This window comes from Ruegeria lacuscaerulensis (assembly GCF_013031245.1).
Classification (GTDB): Bacteria; Pseudomonadota; Alphaproteobacteria; order Rhodobacterales; family Rhodobacteraceae; genus Ruegeria; species Ruegeria lacuscaerulensis_C.
The window spans coordinates 38,943-59,357 of record NZ_WPZL01000021.1; the positions used below are offsets into that span (position 1 = coordinate 38,943).

Genomic DNA, 20,415 nt, shown 5'->3' on the forward strand with positions numbered 1-20,415 from the left:
GAGTTTACGCCCGGCTTGTGGGGCAGGAGTTCGATCAGAACACTTTATCGACGTTATTTCAGTTGGCTCAATAAGTGTTTTTCAATGAACTGAATTCAGTAGCCGATATGAGTTTTCCGCAGATACTCGGCGGCTGCGATGTCTTTACTTTCCTGCGCTATTAGCAAATCGGATGTTTCCTTGGCCAGTGTGGCCCCTTTCAGCTAGTTGCCCAGGCGGCAATACGCAATGCAGATACGTTCAGGACCCTGCTGCTGAATCCGATCGACGGTCGCTTTCGGCGGTGATTCGATTCGTGGTTCGGAAATGGTCAAGTTTTCGGGCCTTCCATGCGGGGTTTTCCGGGTGTGTCTGGTATTCAGAGTTCTTTCAATTAGTGGTCATATCCCGATTTGCTGTCGTTAATACCCGCCTTGCGCAGCGCACCCTTTGCCATCGCCTGAATCGAGCAGATGACCAGTTCGTTCAGTGGTGTTTCAAGCTGATCGACGACGACAATCACGCGCACGGCACCACAGCTGACAAATACGGCCTCGGCGCCGTCAGAATCTACGGATCGCGCTAGCCATTCAATCGTCTCCGGGAAAACGCGGATCACGTCGCTGTCTCGTTCCAGATTGAGCCACGTATCTTAGTTGCCCTGAAACCGCGATCTTCCGCGTACTCAACGTATTTTTGGAATTGACTGCTGCTGTAATCAGCAAGGTGGTAACGGTGTTCGGCGTACCCTTCTGTAGCTCTTGAAACCGACGATCTTGGCCAACACCGGCCTGTCGGGTGTATAGGGCTAGCTTGCGAATTCAAGACTGCCATCCGGCAGCGGGGTCGATGATGCCCTCGCCAGGTCGCGGCCCTTGTCTGTCAGACTATCAACTGTGATCCTGTAGGGGATAGCGACGCGCGTGAAATGTGCACCAAGCCCCCGCGGTATGAGGGTTATCAATCCCACTCGATGGTTTGTACTGTCGCTAGCAGCACAAATCCAGTTTTTCCCCTGTCGTAATGCCATGATCAAACATGGCCCCGGAGTCAAATTTGCCAAGCTGCGGGTGTCCCGTTTCAAAAAAGTGTGTTTCGCATCAGCGATATGAAGTTTTTGCACATAGCGCTATGCAGAGAATTTATCCCGCCAGACTGCGGGGGCTACGCCAATAGCAGGCAACGTTGGCATCAAACGCAGGTAACTTAGCAAATGCAGGTATTGAAAACACTGGAATCTGATGCCGCCGCGCTCGGGTTAGCCGCGCCAAGTTCTTCGACCCAGAGCATCATCCTCGCCCACGTGATGGATCAAGAGCACAACTTCCACAAAGTGTCCGAGCAATTCACCGAACGCCTATACGGACTGTCCGGTTGCTCCCTGACAGTTTCACATCACATTGGCGGGGATCTGAGTGACTGAACCTCGATCGTCGAACAGGTCGCTCAGATAACCATGTCGTGGAACCATTCCGGGCTTGATCCACGCCGGAACGTGTCCATTCTTGGTTATGTCGCTGACGAACGGGAACAGGGCAAAGAAGTCTACGGTTCCGGTTCGGCCTTGCCCGTGCCGGACGCGCTGCCGGATTCGCGGTACTCTTTTGCAAGCAGTTGTTGGCTATAGATCGTTATGCGTTGCTCGCGGGTCTCAGTGGAAGCGCACGCCGCGACTACGGCCCATTCCAATGCGGTCGCACGGGGTGATCCGCGTTTTCTAGGCCAATTTCAGATTGACCCCTGCCGCCTCGGATCAGCCACTGATGTCTTCGAGATCGCCGCCTGGCCACCCGTTGCATTCGGAGGGGAGAAGAGTCTCGCGTTACAGACGATCCGGTTACTGGTACTCCCGTCCGGTCGCGATGACGGCATAGCACTCGGAAGCTGGCGGCATTGTCGCCCGCTCACCCATCTTAGGAGCGTTGGGACTTCATTTCGAACTGCCCGAGAGAAGGAGGAAATACTTCCATTCTTCGCCATGTCGACCTAACTGGACCGAGCATGCGTATTTAGACATCATAATGAACATTCAGAGTACTAGAACAACAGCCGCCTTCGCTGCGCAGCGTTTGAATTGGCAATGCGGCGCAACAAAGCGAACTTTCGCTACGGCTGCCCCGATGTCAGATTGCGGAAGAACGCCGTCAATCATCTGACCCTTTCCGTCGGCGGTCTTCTGAGCGTTGGGGAGTTCGGGATCTTTCTAATCTGTTAGGAATTGATCTCCGGCCAAATCAGTGGAGTCCCGTGACTATCTCCCTGTTCAAGGCAGACCATGAACACTAACACTGTGAAGCTTACCCAGAACACGACAGCAACCAATTCCTGACCCGTTCTGCCGGCCCCTGAGAGGCGCGTCCCGTCCCCATTTCAACGAAATAGGCGTGGGTTGGGGCAATTTCTTCGTTAAACAGCCTGACGATTCGCTCATCTTTGAGGTCTTGCTTGATCAGCGGGAGCCAGCCAATGATCGCCCCTTGCCCGTCGGCCGCGCCCCGCAGCAACACGTTGGCATCATCGAATACGGCCCCGTGCAACGGATCCTGAGGTTGGACGCCCATTGCCGCGAACCAGTCAAACCAACCCCAATGATTACTTTGATGCAGTATTGGAAGCTCTAGCAATTGCCGTGGCTGTGTCACCCGGCCGAAACGATCCAGATAGCCGCGGCTTGCGATAGCCACGGGATTAAGCTCGAGCAGCTTCTCAGCCTCCTTTGGGGCATCGGCCATTCGTTCCCAGCGAATGAAAATATCCGCATTAGCCTGTCCGCGGGCGCTTGGACGCCAGCCTGGCACGACTTCAAGCTCGATACTGGGATGGGTTTCCCAGAATTCGCTGATACGCGGCATCAGCCAGCGTGCCGTGAAAATCGGTCCGGCGGCGATCCGCACGACCCGGCGCGATGTACGGCGTAGGTTGCTCACCGTCTCTGCCAACATATCGAAAGCCTGTTCGGTGGTTTCCGACAGGCGTCTGCCTGTAGGGGTCAAGTAGACGCGGCGGCCTGTGCGTTCGAACAACGCTGCGCCAAGTTGCGCTTCGAGTCCGCGAATATGATGGCTGATCGCGGTCGGCGTGACTGACAGTTCTTCAGCTGCAGCGCGGAAACTTCCCGTGCGGGCAGCTGCATCAAAGGCGCGCAAGGCAGACAGCGAGGGCAGCATATGAGGCACCAAATGAGTTTTACTCATCTATTGATGAATAAACTGCTTTTGTAAACGCGTCATTTAACTCTCATCCTGTCCAAAAAAGCGAAGTACGACTCATGAAGAAGTTGGAAACCCGACGGCGGGGCCGCAGGGATAGGCTCGCTCAGACCGATGCAGCGGACCTGCATTCCCCGGTCTGGCCGGGGCTTGCAGGAGGCCGGTTCAAGCCACTTTCTCCGCAAGAGGTGGATCTTGTCGATGAGGCCGCGCTTTCGCTGCTCGAGACGCTCGGGCTGAGCCAGGCAACTCCGTCGATGATAGGAAGGGTGGTCGCGGCTGGCGGTAGATTGACCGATGACGGGCGGTTGCTGTTCCCGCGGGGTCTGGTCAAACAGGCACTAGCCGGGGCGCGGCGTGATGTGGTGCTGTACGGCCAGAACCCAGCCCATGACCTCGACCTCCGCGGGGCGCGGGTGCACATGTCATCTGGTGGTGCCGCGCCCGGTGTGTTCGACATCGACACCGGTGCCTACCGGGAATCAACGTTGAAGGATCTCTATGACGCGGCGCGGCTGGTCGACGCGATGGAGAACATCCACCATTTCAGCCGCTCGGTTGTGGCGCGGGACATAGAAGACAACCGGCTGATGGACATCAATACCGCCTATGCCTGTCTGGTGGGCACCTCGAAACACGTGTCGATCAGCATCAGCGACCCCTTTCATGTCGGGGATATTGCAGAACTGTGCTACGCACTGGCGGGCGGGGAAGTGGCGTTCCGGGATCGTCCCTTCCTCACTGTAATGGCCTGCCATGTGGTGCCGCCCATGCGGTTTGCCGAAGAAACCTGCGAGATTCTGGAACTGGCGGTGCAGGCCGGTTTTCCGGTGCAGCTGATTAGTGCCGGACAGGCTGGCGCGACCAGCCCTGCCACCGTTGCAGGATCACTGGTGCAGGCGGTCGCCGAAACGCTGGCGGGGCTGGTCTTTGCCTGGCTGGTCGATCCGCAGGTCCGTGCGATCTTTGCCCCGAAACCGCTGGTGGCGGATTTGCGCACCGGGTCGATGTGCGGCGGGGGAGGTGAACAGGCAATCCTGATGGCAGCGGCAGCGCAGATGGGGCGGCATTACGATCTGCCGACCTCCTCGATAGCAGGGATCACTGACGCCAAGACGCTGGATGCGCAATATGGAGCGGAAAAAACGCTTGCCGTGGCCACGGCGGCCCATGCCGGGTCGAACCTGATCACCCAGGCGGTGGGGTCGATGTCCAGCCTGCTGGGGATTTCGTTGGAAGGCTATGTTTCCGACAACGACTTGGTGGGCAACATCCTGCGCACCGTGCGCGGGATCGAGGCGACACCCGAAAACATTGCCGCCGACGTCATCGCCCAGGTTTGCCGTGGCGAGGGGCACTATCTCGGCGAAACTCACACCTTCAGCCGGATGAAGTCGGATTACTTTTATCCTCATCTCGGTGACCGTCGCGCGCCAGCCGAGTGGGAAGCGGATGGCGCAAAACCCGTTGGCGAGGTCGCACGGGCGAAAACACGGGAACTTCTGGCGGGTCATTTCCCTACCCATATCGACGACGTTCGGGACGCGCTTTTGCGCGACAAGTTCGATATCCGGTTGTCCCGGACACAGGTTGGACGAGCCTGATGCTGAACCACCCCCGGCTTGCAATGGATTTGAACAACGTCGCCTGCCAATGGCTGGGCGGTGCTGGCGTGAAGGGCAACGGCCTGGAGCGCACGATGACCGACCCAACGACGGCACAGAGCTATGGCTCGGTCCCCGATGCTTCGTCTGTTCAGGTGGATCATGCGGTTGAACTGGCGCGATGGGCGTTGCCGGACTGGTCTGCGACATTTCCCGGCGCGCGGGCACGTGTTCTGTTCCGGCTGGCCGACCTGATCGAGGCACGTGCCGACGACCTGGCTTCGGTCGAGGCAGTGAATGTCGGCAAACCCGTGGCCCAGGCCCGGAGAGATGCCGGGCGCGCGGCGGATTATTTCCGCTTTTACGCGGGTTGCTGCGACAAACTAAACGGCGAAACTATCCCGCTTGGCCCAGATCAGACCGCGTTGACCGTGCCTGAACCGATTGGCGTCAGCGCACATATCATTCCTTGGAACTATCCGTTGTCGACACTCGCGCGCGGTGTTGCACCCGCATTGGCCGTGGGGACAACTGTGGTGGCGAAACCTCCCGAACTGACCCCGTTCACCGCCGTGATGGTCGCGCAACTGGCGCTGGAGGCGGGCGTCCCCGATGGAGCTTTCAACGTGGTAACCGGCGGGGGTGAGATTGGTGCCGCGTTGGCCGGTCATCCGGATGTCGATCAGGTCACCTTCACCGGCTCCACTGCCACCGGGCGCAAGGTGATGCAGGCGGCCTCAGCCCCTGTTGCGGATGTTTCCCTCGAACTGGGCGGCAAATCCCCTGTCATCGTGCTGGGCGACGCGAATATGGAGGACGCAGCCGAAGGAGTGCTGCGCGGCATCTTCTTCAATGCAGGTCAGGTTTGCGCCGCCGGATCGCGGCTGATCTGCACCCGAGACATTCATGACGCCTTGATCGAACGGGTGGCAGAGAAGGCCAAAGCCATGCAGATGGGCCATCCGTTGGACAATCCGGACTTGGGTCCGTTGGCCAGCAGGGCGCAGCTCGACCGGGTACAGGGCTATGTGAACGGAGCAACAAAAGCGGGTTCAGAACCTGTTCTGGGCGGCATTCCTACGGCGCCGAGCGATTACCCCGATGGCTACTTCTATCCGCCTACGATCTTCGCCGACGTCTCTCCCGATGCGGAAATCGCACGCGAAGAAGTGTTCGGCCCGGTGCTGACCACCTTCCTATGTGACGATGCCGATCATGCTCTGGCGCTGGCCAACGGCTGTGAATTCGGCCTCGTTGCCGGGGTCTATTCCCGCGACAGCACCACTGCCTTACGCTTGGCACGGCGCCTGCACGCGGGGCAGGTTTTCGTCAACGGCTTCCTCAATGCCGGTGATACCGTTCCCTTTGGCGGGGTCAAACACAGCGGCATCGGACGCGAAAAGGGGCTGGCCGGGCTGGATACTTATGTCGCCAGGAAATCCATCATTCTCAACCATCCGGGCTGATCCCATGCGTATTACCAATTCCGATCTTGCGGCCCGCGCCCGCGCCGTGATGCCCGGCGGGGTCAGCCATGAACTGCGCTATCGCGAGCCTTATCCGATCTATATCGACCGCGCCGCAGGAGCGGAAAAATGGGACGTCGAGGGTAAACGTTATATCGATTTCAAACTGGGTGCCGCCAGCCAGATCCTTGGCCACGCGCACCCGCAGGTGATAGAGGCAGTCGCTGCCCAGCTCAACCGTGCGCCCTATACCAGCGATTGCCACGTGCTGGAGATCGAATGGGCTGAATGGCTGAACCGCCTGTTCCCCTCGGCCGAGCGGGTGCGGTTTACCGGATCGGGCACCGAATCCACTATGCTGGCGTTGCGGCTGGGCCGTGCACATTCCGGGCGCGACAAGGTGCTGCGTATAGATGGGCATTTCCATGGTTGGCACGACATGCTGATCAAAGGTGCCAAGCCCGGCACAAATACTGCGCCATCGTTGGGCGTACCGCGGGCGGTCAGTGATCTGACCGTGATCGCGCCACCCGATCTGGCGACGATTGTCTCCATGCTGGACCGCGATCCGCAGATCGGCACCATCTTTGTCGAAGCATCAGGGGCGAATTATGGTTCGGTTCCGTTGCCGGGCGGGTTCCTGACAGGTATCCGCAAAATCGCAGATGAATTCAGTATCGTCCTTATCTTTGACGAGGTCATCACCGGCTTGCGCTGGTCTCCGGGCGGGCGGCAGGCTCGTGATGGTGTGACACCGGACCTCACTACGCTCGCCAAGGTTGTGACCGGCGGCCTGCCCGGCGGTGCCGTGGTTGGGAAGGCCGACATCATGGAGTTGCTTTCCCCTGCCAACCTGCGTGACGGATTGGCACCGCCGGTCAGCCACAAGGGAACGTTCAACGCGGCCCCTCTGGTGGCCGCAGGGGCTATCAAGGCAATGGAGATCCTGTCGACCGGCGAGGTCCAGGCGCATGCCGACGCCATGGCCGCCCGATTGCGTGACGGTTTCAACCGGGTGTTTGTCGATCTCGGCGTCCAGGCGCTGGCATATGGCGACAGTTCGACCTGCCACCTCTATTTCGGCGGCACTTCGATCGATGGGCTGGATGCTGCCACCATCCGACGCACCTCGCCCGCACTGGTCAAGGGGCTGCGGGACGGCCTTTTGGATCGCGGTGTAGATTTCATGTCGTTCACATCTTGTGTCACCGGGTTGGCGCACACGCCCGAGCTGATTGATGAGACGACAGATAATTTCCGCGAGACGGTGGCAGAACTTATAGAACGGGGAATCCTGACATGACCCTGCCCACGCAAGCGCGCACCGTCATTATCGGCGGCGGCGTCATCGGCTGTTCTATCGCCTACCATCTGGCCCGCGAAGGGCGAAAGGACATCGTGGTGCTGGAGCGGTCAAAACTGACCTCTGGCACCACGTGGCACGCTGCCGGTCTTGTGCGCCGCCTGCGGCCTTCTGCGGCGCTGACGAACCTGATCAACTACTCGATTGACCTTTATCGAGAGCTGGAGGTCCAAACCGGCCAGGCCACCGGCTGGACACAGACCGGGTCTTTGACGCTGGCCACAAACGAGGATCGCCTGACGAATATCAAACGTCAGGTGTCGCTGGGCCGTGCCTTCGGGCTCGAGGCCGAAGTGGTCGATGCCGCCCGCGCCCAAGAGCTGTGGCCACTGATCGAAATTGACGACGTGATCGGCGCAGTCTGGTCGCCTGCGGATGGGCGGGTGAACCCGTCGGACGTAGCGTTGGCGCTGTCCAAGGGGGCAAGGGCGAAGGGTGTGCAGATATTTGAGGATACTGCCGTCACCGGTCTGCAAAAGAAAGCCGGGCGCATTTCCGGCGTCGAAATCGATGATCATGTGGTTGAGGCCGATGAGGTGGTGATCGCCTGCGGTTTCTGGTCCCGCGAGGTCGCCGCCATGGCCGGGGCGCATATGCCGCTTTATGCCTGCGAACATTTCTACATTCTTACCAAACCGCTCATAGAAGTGCAGGCCTTAGGGAAGGGGGCGCACCTGCCGACGCTGAACGATCAGGACGCTTTCCTTTATGCCCGCGATGATGTCGAGGGGCTGCTAGTGGGTTGTTTCGAACCCCAGGCTAAGGGCCTGCCGATGGACCGGTTGCCGCGTGACTTCAGCTTTGACCTGCTGGACGAGGATTGGGACCATTTTATGCCGATGATGGAAAATGCCCTGCGACGTATCCCAGCGCTTGAGCGCGCCGAAGTGCGGATGCTGCTGAATGGCCCCGAAAGCTTTACCCTCGACAGCCAGTTCATGATGGGAGAAAGCCCCGAAGTGCCGGGGCTGTTCCTGATGGGTGGCATGAATTCTACCGGCATCGCGCTGGCCGGTGGGGCAGGCATGGCAATGGCGGAATGGATCATCGCGGGCGAACCGACGATGGAGTTGAATGAGGCTGACATCCGCCGCTTCTCGCCCGAGATGAACGTGTTGCGTGCTTTGGAGGTGCGCATCCCAGAAGTGCTGGGCCGTCACTACGACAACCCTTATCCGGGACGGTCCATGGATACTGCGCGTGGTCAACGGCGGTCACCGATCCATGCGGGTCTGGTCGCAGCCGGTGCCCGGTTCGAAAACCGCGGCGGCTGGGAAAGGGCGGTGCATTTCGGCGGTGACGGGGCGCACCTGCCGCTGAGCTTCGGGGTTCCAGCGTGGCGGGAACAGGTTGGCCGCGAAGTGGAGGCGTGCCGCAATGGTGCGGCCATTTTGGACCAAAGCGCCTTTGGCAAGATCATGGTGCAGGGGCCGGATGCGATGGCCTTCCTTAACCATCTCTGCGCCGCACAAATGGACATCGCCGAGGGCCGCATTGTCTATACACCAATCCTGAACCGGCGCGGCGGGGTGGAAAGCGATATCACTGTGCAGCGGCACGGGCCCGAGACGTATCTGATGATCGTGGGCGCTGGCGAAGTTGTGCGCGACCTCAAGCGGATGCGTGAGGCCAAGGGGGCGTTCCGCGTCGAGTTCACCGACGTGACCAGCGGCTTTGCGATCATCGGTCTGGCGGGGTCCGGGGCGCGCGAGGTGTTGCAAGCCACCACGAACAGCCCTTTCCCCGACCTGAAACGCTTCCAGTTTGGGTCTGTGGAAATTGGCCTCGCACGCGGGTGGGTTGGACGGCTCAGCTTCACTGGCGAGGAAGGCTATGAGCTTTACATCCCTGCCGACATGGCAATGGCCGCCTATGAGGCACTTGTTGCGGCTGGGGTGAGCCACGCCGGTCTGTTTGCCAGTAGTTCCCTGCGGATCGAAAGCGGCTACCGCGCCTTCGGTCATGAACTCAGCCCTGGCACCACACCTCATGAGGCCGGGCTGGGACATTTCTGCGCCTTTGGAACCGGGTTTGTTGGGGAAGGCGCGCTGAAGGATCACACTCCGGATCGCCGGGTTGTCTCGATCCTGTTCGACGATCCTGAAGCGATCCCGATCCACGACGAGCCGGTCTATTTCAACGGACAGATTGCGGGCCAGATCACTTCGGCGGCCTGGAGCTACCACTACGGACGTTCCGTTGCACTGGCGATGCTTGATGCGCCCTTGGACCGGCTTGCCAAAGAAACAGTAGTGGGCGGATTTGAAGTTGAAATTGCTTGCACCCGCTACGGCGCCAAAGCGTCACTGAAGCCTGCCAAAGAGGCGTTTGCGCATGACTGAGATAACCCGGACAACCCAGGTTGCCATTATCGGGGGCGGTATCATGGGGGTGGCCGCCCAATTTCAGCTGGCCGAGAATGGCTGGACCGACACGATCCTGTTCGAAAAGGCCGAACTGACCTCCGGTTCGACCTGGCACGCCGCCGGGCAGATCGCTCATGCGGTCGGCTCGCGCCTGGCGGGCTGGATTAACAAGACCTCGATCGAGACCTACAAACGCGTCGAGCAGGAAACCGGACAATCCATTGGCTGGCACGAGGTCGGCGGATTCCGTATCGCCACCACCGATGACGAAGTCGACTGGATGAAATCTATCATGGGGGTTGGCAATCTGCTTGACCTGCCGATGGAACTGGTTGGTGCCGAGGAGGTTGCCAGAAGCAACCCGTTCTACAAGGTGGATGACGTCAAAGCCGCTGTGCAGACTTTCGAGGACGGTCATATCGACCCTTCTGGCGTCACAATGGCGCTGGCCGCCGCGACCCGCGCGCGAGGGGCAAAGATCGAACGGCACAACAGGGTGATCGGAGCTTCTCGCAAGGGCGACGGCTGGCTGCTGCGCACGGAAAAAGGGGACGTCTGGGCCGAACATGTGATCATCGCCGCAGGGTCTTATTCCAATCAAGTTGGCGAATGGTTCGGGCTGAAAATCCCTTCAGTTAGTTGCCTGCACCATTACCTTGTAACCGACACCGTGCCGGAGTTCGAAGGACGCCCCGAACTGCCCGTGATGAGAGATAACGCCTATGGGGGCTACATCCGGCAGGAACAGAAATCTGGCCTGATCGGTATATATGAAAGCCACGTTTGTCCCACGGTATGGGAAATGCCTCAGGGCACTCCCTGGGCCGCGGAGAATGAGCTTTTCCAGGCCGATTATGACTCCATTGGTGATTTCCTGATAACCGCCTTTGAAAAGATGCCCATTCTGGCCAATCTCGGCATCAAGCGCGTGGTACGCGGGGCGATCACCCATACACCCGATGGCGGCATGCTGGTCGGCCCGTCCGGTGCGCCTAATGTCTGGCTGTCCTGCGGGTCGTCCATTGGCCTCGCTTGGGGCGGCGGCGCGGGCAAAGTGCTGGCCGACTGGATGGTGCATGGCGAAACCCCGATCAACGCCCGCGGCATGGACCCGCGCCGCTATGGCGGTTTTGCGACCGACCACTTCATTGTCGAGCGCACCAAGGATGAATTCATGCGCCGCCATGACACTCCTTGCCCAGGCAAACAGTTCCATTCCCTGCGCCCGCTGAATCGTCATGTGCTTTATGACCGGCTGGCCGCCAAGGGCGCGGTGTTCGGCGAAGTCGCCGGCTGGGAACGCCCACGCTATTTCGGCGAGGTGGGTGAAGCAGAGCAGATAGGCTGGGGGCATCAGTCTTGGCACCAAAATGCCATGGCTGAGGCCAAAGCCACACGCGCAGCGGCTGGCGTGATCGATCTTTGCGCCTTTGCACAGACCGAGGTCACGGGTCGCGACGCGGGCACGCTTCTGGACCGGTTATCGGCAAACACGATCCCGACGCGCGACGGGCGGATCAGCCTGAACCACCTGCTGACGCCCAAGGGTAGGTTCGAAACCGAAATTACCATCTGGCGCATTGCCGCAGATCGTTTCTTCATAGGGTCCGCCATCGCCCGGTCCAACCCGGATCAGGACTGGTTGCGCATTCATATCCGCAAAGGTGAAGGCGTTCAGATTATCAACCGTTCCGCCGACTGGGGCATGCTGGCGCTTTCCGGCCCGGCCTCGCGCCGGATTCTGGCGGAGCTGACAGATGCGGACTTGTCAAACGCCGTCTTCCCCTGGCTTTCTGGGCAGGAAATCACCGTGGCGGGCGTGCCCTGCTATGCCTTGCGAGTCGCCTTTACTGGCGAGTTGGGGTGGGAGCTGCACGCACCCTTGAACCGCATCGCCGCACTTTATGATGCGCTTCACGAGGTCGGCGGAAAGCATGGTCTTGTCGATCTGGGCAGCTATGCCTTCAACGGCTTGCGGATGGAAAAAGCCTATCGCGCATCTGGCGAATTGACGACCGATGTGGGGCCGTTCGATGTCGGGTTGGAACGGTTCGTGCGCGGCGAGGGGCGCGAATTCATAGGCCGCGAAGCACTGTTGAATGCTGCGCCCGAATGGGAGTTGTTCTATGCCGAACTTCATGCCGACGGCATCGACATCCACGGTGGAGAACCGGTGCTGCGAAACGGTCAGCCGGTCGGCCTAACCACGTCGGGCGGCTATGGCTATACCGTGGGCAAAAGCCTGGGGTGGCTTTTCGTGCGCAAGGGCATCCCCCGCGACGGGCTTCAGGTGCAAATCCTGAACCAGAACTTTGACGTGACGGTGCATGAAGATGCCGCCGTTGATCCGCAGAACCTGCGACCCAGATCCGAGGATTGAGACATGACTATGATCAATGGCGGCGAGGCCGTCTATCGCGTTTTGAAGGCAAATAAGATTGAGACTGTTTTTGGGCTGCTGGGCGGTTCGATGCTGGAATTGTATGATGCCATGTATCATGGCGGCGACATTGCCTATGTCGGTGCGCGAGACGAACGTGCAGCAGGGCATATGGCGGATGCATGGGCGCGGATGACCGGCAAACCCGGCGTTGTTCTAGGCGCACAGGCGGGACCTGGAGTGGTAAACCTTGTCACCGCCGTGGCTGAGGCACATCTTGCCTATTCGCCGCTGGTAGTCATCGCCGGGGCGATTACGCGGGTGGATCAGGCCAAGGACACGTTTCAGGAGGTCGATCAGGTCGCGCTTTTTGCGCCGATCTGCAAACGCTCGGTCATGGTGCCGGACCCTTCGCGGCTGGCACCGATGCTGGAGGATGCAATCAGGCTTGCCAACTCGGGGCGTCGCGGTCCCGTGGTGTTGCATGTCCCGCGCGATCTGTTCGCGGCCGAAATACCCGCGATCGATCCGGAACCAGTCAATATCGCCCGTCCAGGGCCTGCCGCTCCATCGGATATCGGCGCCATAGCTGACCTGCTCTCGAACGCGGAACGTCCGGTTATCTTCGCGGGCGGTGGCTTCAGATGGGGCAGAGGTCGCGAAGCTTTGACAACGTTGGCTGAAATGCTGGAAATTCCGGTGGTCGCCTCGACCGGCCATGCCGACATCATGCGCCACGGCCATCCGTGGTTTGCCGGTCAGGCTGGTCCACGCGGCAACTTGGTGGCCAGCCGGCTTACCAAAGAGGCCGACGTAATGGTGGTCCTGGGCGCGCGGCTCGGCTTCAACTCCACCTTTCACAGCAACGATTATGTGGGGGCCGACACCCGCATTGCCCATGTGGACATCGATGGCTCTGCTGTAGGGCGGTACTTCCCGGCGGAAATCGCGGTTCAGGCGGATGCAGCGCAGACCGCTTTGGCGCTGACCACGGCCGCGTCAAAGCCTGACGCCGATATGTGGCGCGCGGCCTTCAAACAGGACATGGCCGCCCTTACAGCGGAACGGGCCGATGAGGCACAGATTGCCACTCTGCCGATGCACCCGCGCCGGGCGTTGGGCGAAATCCGCGAGGCGATTCCGAAAGACGCCATTGTCACGCTGGATACCGGTAATACCTGCCTGCAGGCCGCGGACCGGTTGGCGCATTACGCACCGCTTTCGCTTATCACGCCGCTGGATTTCGGGTTGGTCGGTTTCGGGCTGGCTGCTGCCATCGGGGCCAAGGCGGCCGCGCCGGACCGCCCGGTGGTGGCGATCATGGGTGATGGAGCCATCGGTTATACCATGATCGAAATCCAGACCGCCGTCTCACAGGGGTTGCCCATCGTGATCGTGGTCCTGGATAATGAAGCCTGGGGCGCTGAGAAGGCCTATCAGCAGGAGTATTACGGTGGTCGCCTACTGGGCGCGGAAATCCTGTCGCCGCGCTTTGACAAGTTCGCCGAACTTTGCGGCGGCAGGGGGATTTGGGTGGATGGCCCCGGCGAGATGGGACCGGCCCTGACCAAAGCCATCGCCAGCGGCGAGACCACGGTTATTCAATGCAAGATCGACCCCGGCGCGCTGATGACCCTGCGCAAGGACTTGTTCAAAGCCGCGAAAGAGGGCTGAAATGAGAGGAATAAAGAGATGACGACCTGGGACACGATTACCGTCGGGGCCGGCAACGCAGCCTTTTGCGCGGCCCATGCCGCTCGAGAGCAAGGAGCCAGTGTGCTGATGTTGGAATGCGCCCCAGAGGCCGAAAATGGCGGCAATTCTCGCTATACCGCCGGCGCGATCCGCTTCGCCTATGACGGAGTGGATGACATCCGCGCGCTATGCCCGGACCTGTCCGAGGAGCAGATCGCCATAACTGATTTCGGTACCTACACCAAGGACCAGTTTTTTGACGACATGTTCCGTGTCACCCGATATCGCACCGATCCAGCCCTTTGTGAGAGGCTGGTGACGACCTCGCGTGAGACCATGACGTGGATGCGCGACAAGGGCATACGCTTTTTGCCGATCTATGGGCGACAGGCGTTCAAGGTGGAGGGGCGATTCAAATTCTGGGGTGGGCTTACACTCGAAGCCTGGGGCGGCGGCCCGGGACTAGTCGATGCGCATACAAAAATCGCCAGGGATGCAGGTGTCGAGATCCGATACGAGACACGGGTGACGTCACTTATCACCGATGGGCATGCAGTGACAGGCGTCAAAGTGCGTCACAAGGGGGAGATGTTCGACCTGAAGTCCCGTTCCGTCGTGCTGGCCTCGGGCGGCTTTCAGGCCAGCACCGAGATGCGTACGCGCTACCTTGGCCCAGGCTGGGAAATGGCTCGGGTGCGCGGCTCGCGGTTCAATAATGGCGAGGGCATCCGGATGGCCTTGGAGATCGGCGCGTCGTCTTTTGGCAACTGGTCTGGCTGCCATGCGGTGGGCTGGGATTACAACGCGCCAGAATTCGGCGATCTGGATGTCGGCGACGGGTTCCAGAAACACTCCTACCCCTGGGGGATCATGGTCAATGCGACCGGTCGGCGCTTTGTCGACGAAGGTGCGGATTTCCGCAATTATACTTACGCGAAATACGGACGAGTGATCCTCGAACAGCCCGATCAGTTTGCATGGCAGGTATTCGATGCCAAGGTCACGCATCTGTTGCGTGACGAATACCGCATCAAGCGGGTCACCAAAGTGACCGCCCCGACATTGCGGGAACTGGCTGGCAAGATGGAAGGCGTCGATCCAGAAGGTTTTCTGGGTGAGGTCAATGCTTACAACGCTGCTGTAAATAAGGACATCCCGTTTGATCCCAACGTCAAGGATGGGCGCGCCACTAAAGGTCTGGCGGTGCCGAAATCGAACTGGGCCAATACTATCGACGAGGGCCCATTCGAGGCCTATCAAGTCGGCTGCGGTGTAACCTTCACCTTCGGAGGGCTAAGGATCGATCCTGACAGCGCCCAGGTGCTCGACAACGACCTGACACCGATCCCTGGGCTCTTTGCAGCGGGAGAACTGGTCGGAGGCGTGTTCTTCTTCAACTACCCAGGCGGCACGGGCCTTATCAACGGATCGGTCTTCGGACGCCTTGCCGGAACGCATGTAAATAGCGGCTAGAATGAGCGCAGGTTGTCTGTTTTTTGATCGAGCCGACTAGTTCGACCGGGCATTGTTGCATAAATCCAGACAGGGATTCACTGTATGAATCCAGCATGATAGCTGGAGGGCATGAGCAGTTGTGCCCCAACGAAGTACAAGACCACAAACTGGTCGTCTTACTTGCAAACTCGATGTGGCTGGGCGAGATGAACGTAACAGATCCCTCGGCAAGGCTGGCGAAGAACGCGTCTTAATCCATGAACGCGCGACCCTCACTGATGCTGGACGCCAGGATCTTGCCGAAAGGGTGCGTTGGATCAGCCAGGAAGACGGCGATGGTGCAGGATATGACATCTCCAGCTTCACACTTGATGGCCAAAGCCGACTGATTGAGGTGAAGACGACCAACGGTTGGGAGCGCCCGCCGTTTCATATTTCCAAAAGGAACTGACAATCGCAGATGCGAACCGCGACAACTGGACACTTTTTCGCCTCTGGAATTTTTCCAGGAATCCGAAGGCGTTTGAATTGCGCCCGCCTTTGGATGCCCATGTCGAACTGACTGCCACAAGCTTCCGAGCGAGTTTTCTCTGAGGGATCCTCCATGTTACGCTGCGGGTAGGTTCACCTTGGCGAGGCCCATAAACGGGAGAACGCCGCTTGCAGCACAAAACCGCTGCCGCCTAAACTCAAAAAAAAACTGGTCCAGAGCCTCCGTTGCAAAATACGACCACCCAGTCCGATAAGCTTCGAATACGGATACGATGTATGGCGTTGGATTGACTTCTTGCGCTTATCTTAAGGATTACCAAGTACCGAAACGCAGTGCGCTCCAAAGTCTGACAAGTCGTCGCCCAGATCGCTGTCACCGGTTTCGGCGGCCATTCGATCGAAAAAAGGAAGGTAGGCCACCGCTTCTGACTGCGCCACCTGACAGAAGAATTCATTCAGGATAGTTCTGTCACAAAGCTCTGCTCTGTGACAGAAAGCCACTTGGCTGTAGAAATTGTCCAAGAGGATGAGCGCTTCTCGTATCTGGTGGTCGGCCTTGTGCCGGAAAACTTCCTGACTGAGCGCAGCTCGGTAAGCCCTCTCCGAAATTCTGCCATTCGTCAGCAGCTGGACCAGCGCTGGGCGCTCGGACCAGAACTCATGTAGGGTCAGACGGGCAGCCACATACCTCTCACTGCCATACTCCTCGATATAGGACAGAGATCTACTTTGGGCCTCTTTTTCTACGATCTCGCCGCGCTCTTGAAAATAGCGTATTCCGCCAAAGCATATTGCTACGACGCTGAAAACCTTGAAGCTGATGTCTGCGATCTTATCGAAGCGTGAGAGTTGAAGGCTCATGGTGCCCTGACCACCACTCGGCAACCATCGGGGTAAAAGGCGATGAGACTTGCGACCTCTGGTAAGGATTGACGTGCGATACAAGCCAGATCTTCGCGGGTCAGAACAACGACTTCGTCGGGGATGTTTTGCTCTTCGGCGATTCTGATGTCGGGCGCGGCATTCAGGGTCATCTCCATAAAGCTTATGGTTTCGCCGGTTCGCTCTGAGCCGCAGTCGCCGGGTCTGATGAACAAGGTTTCTTCGGAAGAAGACAGGTAGCTGTCCACGTTTTTGGCAATGCAATCGATTTGAGCGCCAGACATGAGGAAGAATGCATCGTCCTGCGCCGCAGAAGCGGTTGGCCCAAGGGTCGCAACACTCAGCAGCAGTGTCCTAATAGTTGATTTCATTCCGTAATCTCTTCCATGGTCTGGTATCCCGCCACGCTGAAGCTGCCGAAGCAAAAAATGCTTCCCGTTGCATTGTTTAGCCAACAATCTTCATTGAGCCACCGTTCCTCTGGGGTAGTCAGGATCTGGGCTGCATCGTTAATCGCCGTGCTTGTTCCGTCCGGCAAGTTCCAACTATCGATTTTTTGCGCCGAAGATCCGTTTAAAATGTCGGCCTGGCGTGTACCGGCTTTTCCTTTTTCCACAACAGTCTGGCTGCCCGATGGCCAATGGAAACGCCAAACGTTGTCCACGGTTAAATCAGCGTGCCTGGTCTTCACAATTTCCCAACGGCAGGGTTCCCGATCGCTAAATCTGCCATCTGCGAACACGAGGCAAACAGCCTCGGCATCCGTGGTTTTTTCGATTTTTGCTATACGGGCAGGCGGCTTGCCGTCGGGGTTGTAAAGCGCAGTGATCGGCGTTTGCGGGTCATACATTTGATAAGGGTAGACCCCTTCATTATCAGTGATCGAGTGGATGGCGCGATGTGTCAGCGGCCCATAGCGATTGTATTCCGAGTCTGCTGGTTGGATTATATCGCAGGGCATCGCACGCTCTCCGCGAAAACCGAAAGGAAGCTTGCCGGTCATCCTCGAGCCTTCCTTTTCGATCGCCACGTCTTCTGTATTGGCAAAAATAGGCAATAGAGTGTCTTGAAGAAAGAACTCATGGTTGTAGCAGGCATTGATAGTTGAGACTGCATCAAGCTCGTCACGTGGTGCAACAGGAGCAATCGCAATACCCCAACGAGAGGCCTCGCCAACGGTGTTCACATACAGCATGTCGTCGCTGGGTGTGTTCAGCATACGCAAGACGAGGCTGCGCTGAATGTTCATTTGGTCTCCTCGCTCCAAGAGGAAGCCGATATTCGCCAGGGCTCCTTCAAATGCCTGCTGGACAGTTTGTGCCGAATACTCGCGTTCGGGAACCTCGATAAAAGGTGCGTGGAAACCCAGATTGCCAAGTGGATGCAATTGGCGGAAGGGGAGTAGGCCCGCATCCCCTTTGGTGTCATTTGTTCCACCCATAAATGCCACTGCGCAGGCCGAAAGGCATTGGGCATCTTTGGGAACAGCACTTCCGATGCGCTTACCCAGCAAATACTGTGCGATCTTCACGCCCTCTGAAAAACTTCCCCCGGTGCTATCGAAGCACACTTTTTTCCAGCTGTTCATCGAATTCGGGTAGAAAAGGTTCGCCTCTTCCGGGTGGTCGGTAGAAAAACTCGCCATTGCGTCGCGAATTTTGTCAGCGTCTCCAGCTTCGATCGGGCCTTCGACCGAAATATAGCAACGCATTTCGTCGTTCGGAGTCTTGGTTACTTCTGCGGCGTGAGCGGATGTGAATGGGGACCACGTGAACAAAAGAACAGCAGTCGAAAGGTAGAAGCGATTGGTCACAGAATGGTTCTTCTCTTTTTGGGCATGCCATTGCTTCTAAACGTGTAATTTTAGTGGAATCAACTATGCATTGCATCGCAGGAGGGGCGTTCATCCGAATTGTGAGGTTTCGAACACCCTACTGTTGGATCGCTAAGTTGATCTCACTTCCTGCTATCGAACGATTGATACTGTTATCCACCGCATCACCCTTTGCCATGTCTCAAATTTTACGGTCGTTGCGCCACAAGATGCGCTTTCGGGGTTCATCACGAAGTCCCGAAAGTACACCAGTGGGCGCAAGTCTTGCCCGATCACAACGGCGTTCTGTTTGAGGTCGACTGTCTCGTTTGGGGCCAACATGCCGGGTGCTCCGTCAAAAGACGTGCGGACGCATGCACAACTGAGGGCCTCTTTTGTGACATGTCGATCGAGACAGTATCAGCAGAACCTATTTGTTCGGCGGAAGGTACGGTGCGAGTTCAGAAATAGGGAAGTTGTAGCTACGCTGACTTTCGTATTCACCCTTATGCCCGTCCTGGACGTATCGATGGAACGCGCCACGGATGGCGAACTTGTCCGCCGCGCCGAATGTGATTCCTTCGATTGTTTCGATCTCCAAGACCGCATGGAAAATTCCTGCTTCGTTTGAGAAGTCTTTGAAGTTATGTTTTTCTCTGCGGTAAAGGTTGCCTTCATCGATTTTACCCTTGGCTGGCCAGTCAAAATCGACCAGATAGGCATCCGCAGCCTCTGTCTCCATGCTTTCCCAATCCCAGTAAACTTCGAATGGGCCGTTGTACCTTTGCTGTGCCTCAGCCTCGGCGCGGTCAAGAATGGCCAATTCTTCGGGGTCGGTAACTGTATCATAAACAACCATCCTGACGTTCAAGGCACCAAGATACTCGGGCGACGTGCGCAGCACATCCAGCAAGCTTCGTTTTGCGACACCGACCGAGGCGACAGCGTTTCCCTTACGGCGCGCTGTCCATACTGCCTCGGCATTTTGCAAGTCTGCCTTGCTGATCTCGGTACTGTCTCGCCAGAATTCTTCGAAGATTTTCTCAATTTCAGGGCGAGAGTTCCGGTAGACGATGTTTGCCTCCCGCCAGCTGGCCCCAGATCCTTCATCGCCCAGACCGTTCGTCGACATGTTGGAAGAGCCCAAGAATGAGAGATCATCGGTCACACCGACTTTTGCATGAAGGTCATTTAGCTGGCGCACTTCGGCGCCGCGAACCTGCAGTCTCCTAATCTCGTTGGGGTTTGTACCCCCGCTCATGAGATTGCACACGATCCGAAACTTGGCACCAAAACCCTCATCAATACCGAGTGCATCGGCCGCCCCGTCTCCCCAGAAAGCGACGGCGAGACGGACATCCTTGGCGTCTCGTATTGCGGTAGCCAAGCATTGAAGTAATTCGTTGCCGTTAACAAAATCGGGCATTTAGTTGTTCTCCCACGCTTCGAATCGGCGCCGATCATCCTTGCTGGCCTCGAGCAATGGAAGGGGTAGGCTGCCAGTTCAGCGAATTCGCTGTTTGTCAGCGTAGTTTGGGCTCGCCGCTTGACCGCAATGGCAGGCCACGCTGCAGCAATTTGAATGCCGCACATACGGCAGCCTTGGGCCGGAAGCGAACACTACTGGTTAAGTCTCCAAAAGCTATATTCCCTAACAAACTGGCATTTGTCTCGATCATCCACAATTCGACCAACACGCTTTGCAGTCATC

General features: G+C 58.2%; 14 protein-coding genes and 1 pseudogene. 9 read left to right on the forward strand and 6 right to left on the reverse strand.

Annotated elements, in window-relative coordinates; genetic code table 11:
- Nucleotides 1-373: 373 nt before the first annotated feature.
- The gene (locus tag GOX66_RS18960) at nucleotides 374-616 is read right to left on the reverse strand and encodes an aspartate racemase/maleate isomerase family protein (protein ID WP_237212681.1); all 243 of its coding nucleotides are present in this window, start codon (nucleotides 614-616) and stop codon (nucleotides 374-376) included.
- 576 nt (nucleotides 617-1,192) lie between these two features.
- Between GOX66_RS18960 and GOX66_RS18965 the strand changes: the two genes are divergently transcribed.
- A complete protein-coding gene (locus tag GOX66_RS18965) occupies nucleotides 1,193-1,402 on the forward strand; it encodes a hypothetical protein (RefSeq protein WP_170764576.1) in 210 nt (69 codons plus the stop codon).
- Between the two features lie 874 nt (nucleotides 1,403-2,276).
- Here GOX66_RS18965 and GOX66_RS18970 read toward each other — a convergent pair.
- Entirely contained in the window at nucleotides 2,277-3,173 is an 897-nt protein-coding gene (locus GOX66_RS18970) for a LysR family transcriptional regulator (protein WP_237212678.1), read from the reverse strand.
- 74 nt (nucleotides 3,174-3,247) lie between these two features.
- Between GOX66_RS18970 and GOX66_RS18975 the strand changes: the two genes are divergently transcribed.
- The 8 genes and pseudogenes from GOX66_RS18975 to GOX66_RS19010 form a co-directional block, all read left to right on the forward strand.
- Complete coding sequence (locus GOX66_RS18975) at nucleotides 3,248-4,792, forward strand: trimethylamine methyltransferase family protein (RefSeq protein ID WP_170764578.1); 1,545 nt, start codon at nucleotides 3,248-3,250, stop codon at nucleotides 4,790-4,792.
- Nucleotides 4,792-6,258 (forward strand): aldehyde dehydrogenase family protein, encoded by a 1,467-nt coding sequence (locus tag GOX66_RS18980; protein WP_170764580.1) that lies wholly within the window; start codon nucleotides 4,792-4,794, stop codon nucleotides 6,256-6,258. The genes GOX66_RS18975 and GOX66_RS18980 overlap by 1 nt, the downstream gene beginning before the upstream one ends.
- Before the next feature lie 4 nt (nucleotides 6,259-6,262).
- Nucleotides 6,263-7,561, forward strand: coding sequence for an aspartate aminotransferase family protein (locus GOX66_RS18985; RefSeq protein ID WP_174822799.1), 1,299 nt, complete (start codon nucleotides 6,263-6,265; stop codon nucleotides 7,559-7,561).
- The gene (locus GOX66_RS18990) at nucleotides 7,558-9,963 is read left to right on the forward strand and encodes a GcvT family protein (protein WP_170764582.1); all 2,406 of its coding nucleotides are present in this window, start codon (nucleotides 7,558-7,560) and stop codon (nucleotides 9,961-9,963) included. The genes GOX66_RS18985 and GOX66_RS18990 overlap by 4 nt, the downstream gene beginning before the upstream one ends.
- Nucleotides 9,956-12,367 carry a GcvT family protein gene (locus GOX66_RS18995; protein WP_170764584.1) on the forward strand — a complete coding sequence of 804 codons (2,412 nt, stop codon included), beginning with the start codon at nucleotides 9,956-9,958 and terminating at the stop codon, nucleotides 12,365-12,367. Before GOX66_RS18990 ends, GOX66_RS18995 begins: the two co-directional genes overlap by 8 nt.
- A 3-nt stretch (nucleotides 12,368-12,370) precedes the next feature.
- Nucleotides 12,371-14,041 (forward strand): thiamine pyrophosphate-binding protein, encoded by a 1,671-nt coding sequence (locus GOX66_RS19000; RefSeq protein WP_170764586.1) that lies wholly within the window; start codon nucleotides 12,371-12,373, stop codon nucleotides 14,039-14,041.
- Nucleotides 14,042-14,059: 18 nt separating this feature from the next.
- Nucleotides 14,060-15,535, forward strand: coding sequence for an FAD-dependent tricarballylate dehydrogenase TcuA (gene tcuA / locus GOX66_RS19005; RefSeq protein WP_170764588.1), 1,476 nt, complete (start codon nucleotides 14,060-14,062; stop codon nucleotides 15,533-15,535).
- 166 nt (nucleotides 15,536-15,701) lie between these two features.
- Nucleotides 15,702-16,111, forward strand: a pseudogene (locus tag GOX66_RS19010) (protein NO VEIN domain-containing protein); the annotation flags it as partial.
- Nucleotides 16,112-16,315: 204 nt separating this feature from the next.
- Here the strand turns inward: GOX66_RS19010 and GOX66_RS19015 are convergent.
- The 4 genes from GOX66_RS19015 to GOX66_RS19030 form a co-directional block, all read right to left on the reverse strand.
- Nucleotides 16,316-16,870: a hypothetical protein gene (locus tag GOX66_RS19015; protein WP_170764590.1), complete on the reverse strand. Its 555-nt coding sequence runs from the start codon at nucleotides 16,868-16,870 to the stop codon at nucleotides 16,316-16,318.
- Complete coding sequence (locus tag GOX66_RS19020; protein ID WP_170764592.1) at nucleotides 16,867-17,262, reverse strand: hypothetical protein; 396 nt, start codon at nucleotides 17,260-17,262, stop codon at nucleotides 16,867-16,869. The genes GOX66_RS19015 and GOX66_RS19020 overlap by 4 nt, the downstream gene beginning before the upstream one ends.
- Complete coding sequence (locus GOX66_RS19025) at nucleotides 17,259-18,704, reverse strand: COG3904 family protein (protein ID WP_170764594.1); 1,446 nt, start codon at nucleotides 18,702-18,704, stop codon at nucleotides 17,259-17,261. Before GOX66_RS19025 ends, GOX66_RS19020 begins: the two co-directional genes overlap by 4 nt.
- A gap of 430 nt (nucleotides 18,705-19,134) precedes the next feature.
- Nucleotides 19,135-20,130: a phospholipase D family protein gene (locus GOX66_RS19030; RefSeq protein WP_170764596.1), complete on the reverse strand. Its 996-nt coding sequence runs from the start codon at nucleotides 20,128-20,130 to the stop codon at nucleotides 19,135-19,137.
- Between the last annotated feature and the right edge of the window lie 285 nt (nucleotides 20,131-20,415).

Coding starts and splice junctions, on each gene's coding strand:
- tcuA (WP_170764588.1), top strand. CDS start 14,060: ATGACGACCTGGGACACGATTACCGTCGGGGCCGGCAACGCAGCCTTT.
- GOX66_RS18970 (WP_237212678.1), bottom strand. CDS start 3,173: ATGAGTAAAACTCATTTGGTGCCTCATATGCTGCCCTCGCTGTCTGCC.
- GOX66_RS18975 (WP_170764578.1), top strand. CDS start 3,248: ATGAAGAAGTTGGAAACCCGACGGCGGGGCCGCAGGGATAGGCTCGCT.
- GOX66_RS18990 (WP_170764582.1), top strand. CDS start 7,558: ATGACCCTGCCCACGCAAGCGCGCACCGTCATTATCGGCGGCGGCGTC.
- GOX66_RS19020 (WP_170764592.1), bottom strand. CDS start 17,262: ATGAAATCAACTATTAGGACACTGCTGCTGAGTGTTGCGACCCTTGGG.
- GOX66_RS18995 (WP_170764584.1), top strand. CDS start 9,956: ATGACTGAGATAACCCGGACAACCCAGGTTGCCATTATCGGGGGCGGT.
- GOX66_RS18985 (WP_174822799.1), top strand. CDS start 6,263: ATGCGTATTACCAATTCCGATCTTGCGGCCCGCGCCCGCGCCGTGATG.
- GOX66_RS19000 (WP_170764586.1), top strand. CDS start 12,371: ATGACTATGATCAATGGCGGCGAGGCCGTCTATCGCGTTTTGAAGGCA.
- GOX66_RS18980 (WP_170764580.1), top strand. CDS start 4,792: ATGCTGAACCACCCCCGGCTTGCAATGGATTTGAACAACGTCGCCTGC.
- GOX66_RS19030 (WP_170764596.1), bottom strand. CDS start 20,130: ATGCCCGATTTTGTTAACGGCAACGAATTACTTCAATGCTTGGCTACC.
- GOX66_RS19015 (WP_170764590.1), bottom strand. CDS start 16,870: ATGAGCCTTCAACTCTCACGCTTCGATAAGATCGCAGACATCAGCTTC.
- GOX66_RS18965 (WP_170764576.1), top strand. CDS start 1,193: ATGCAGGTATTGAAAACACTGGAATCTGATGCCGCCGCGCTCGGGTTA.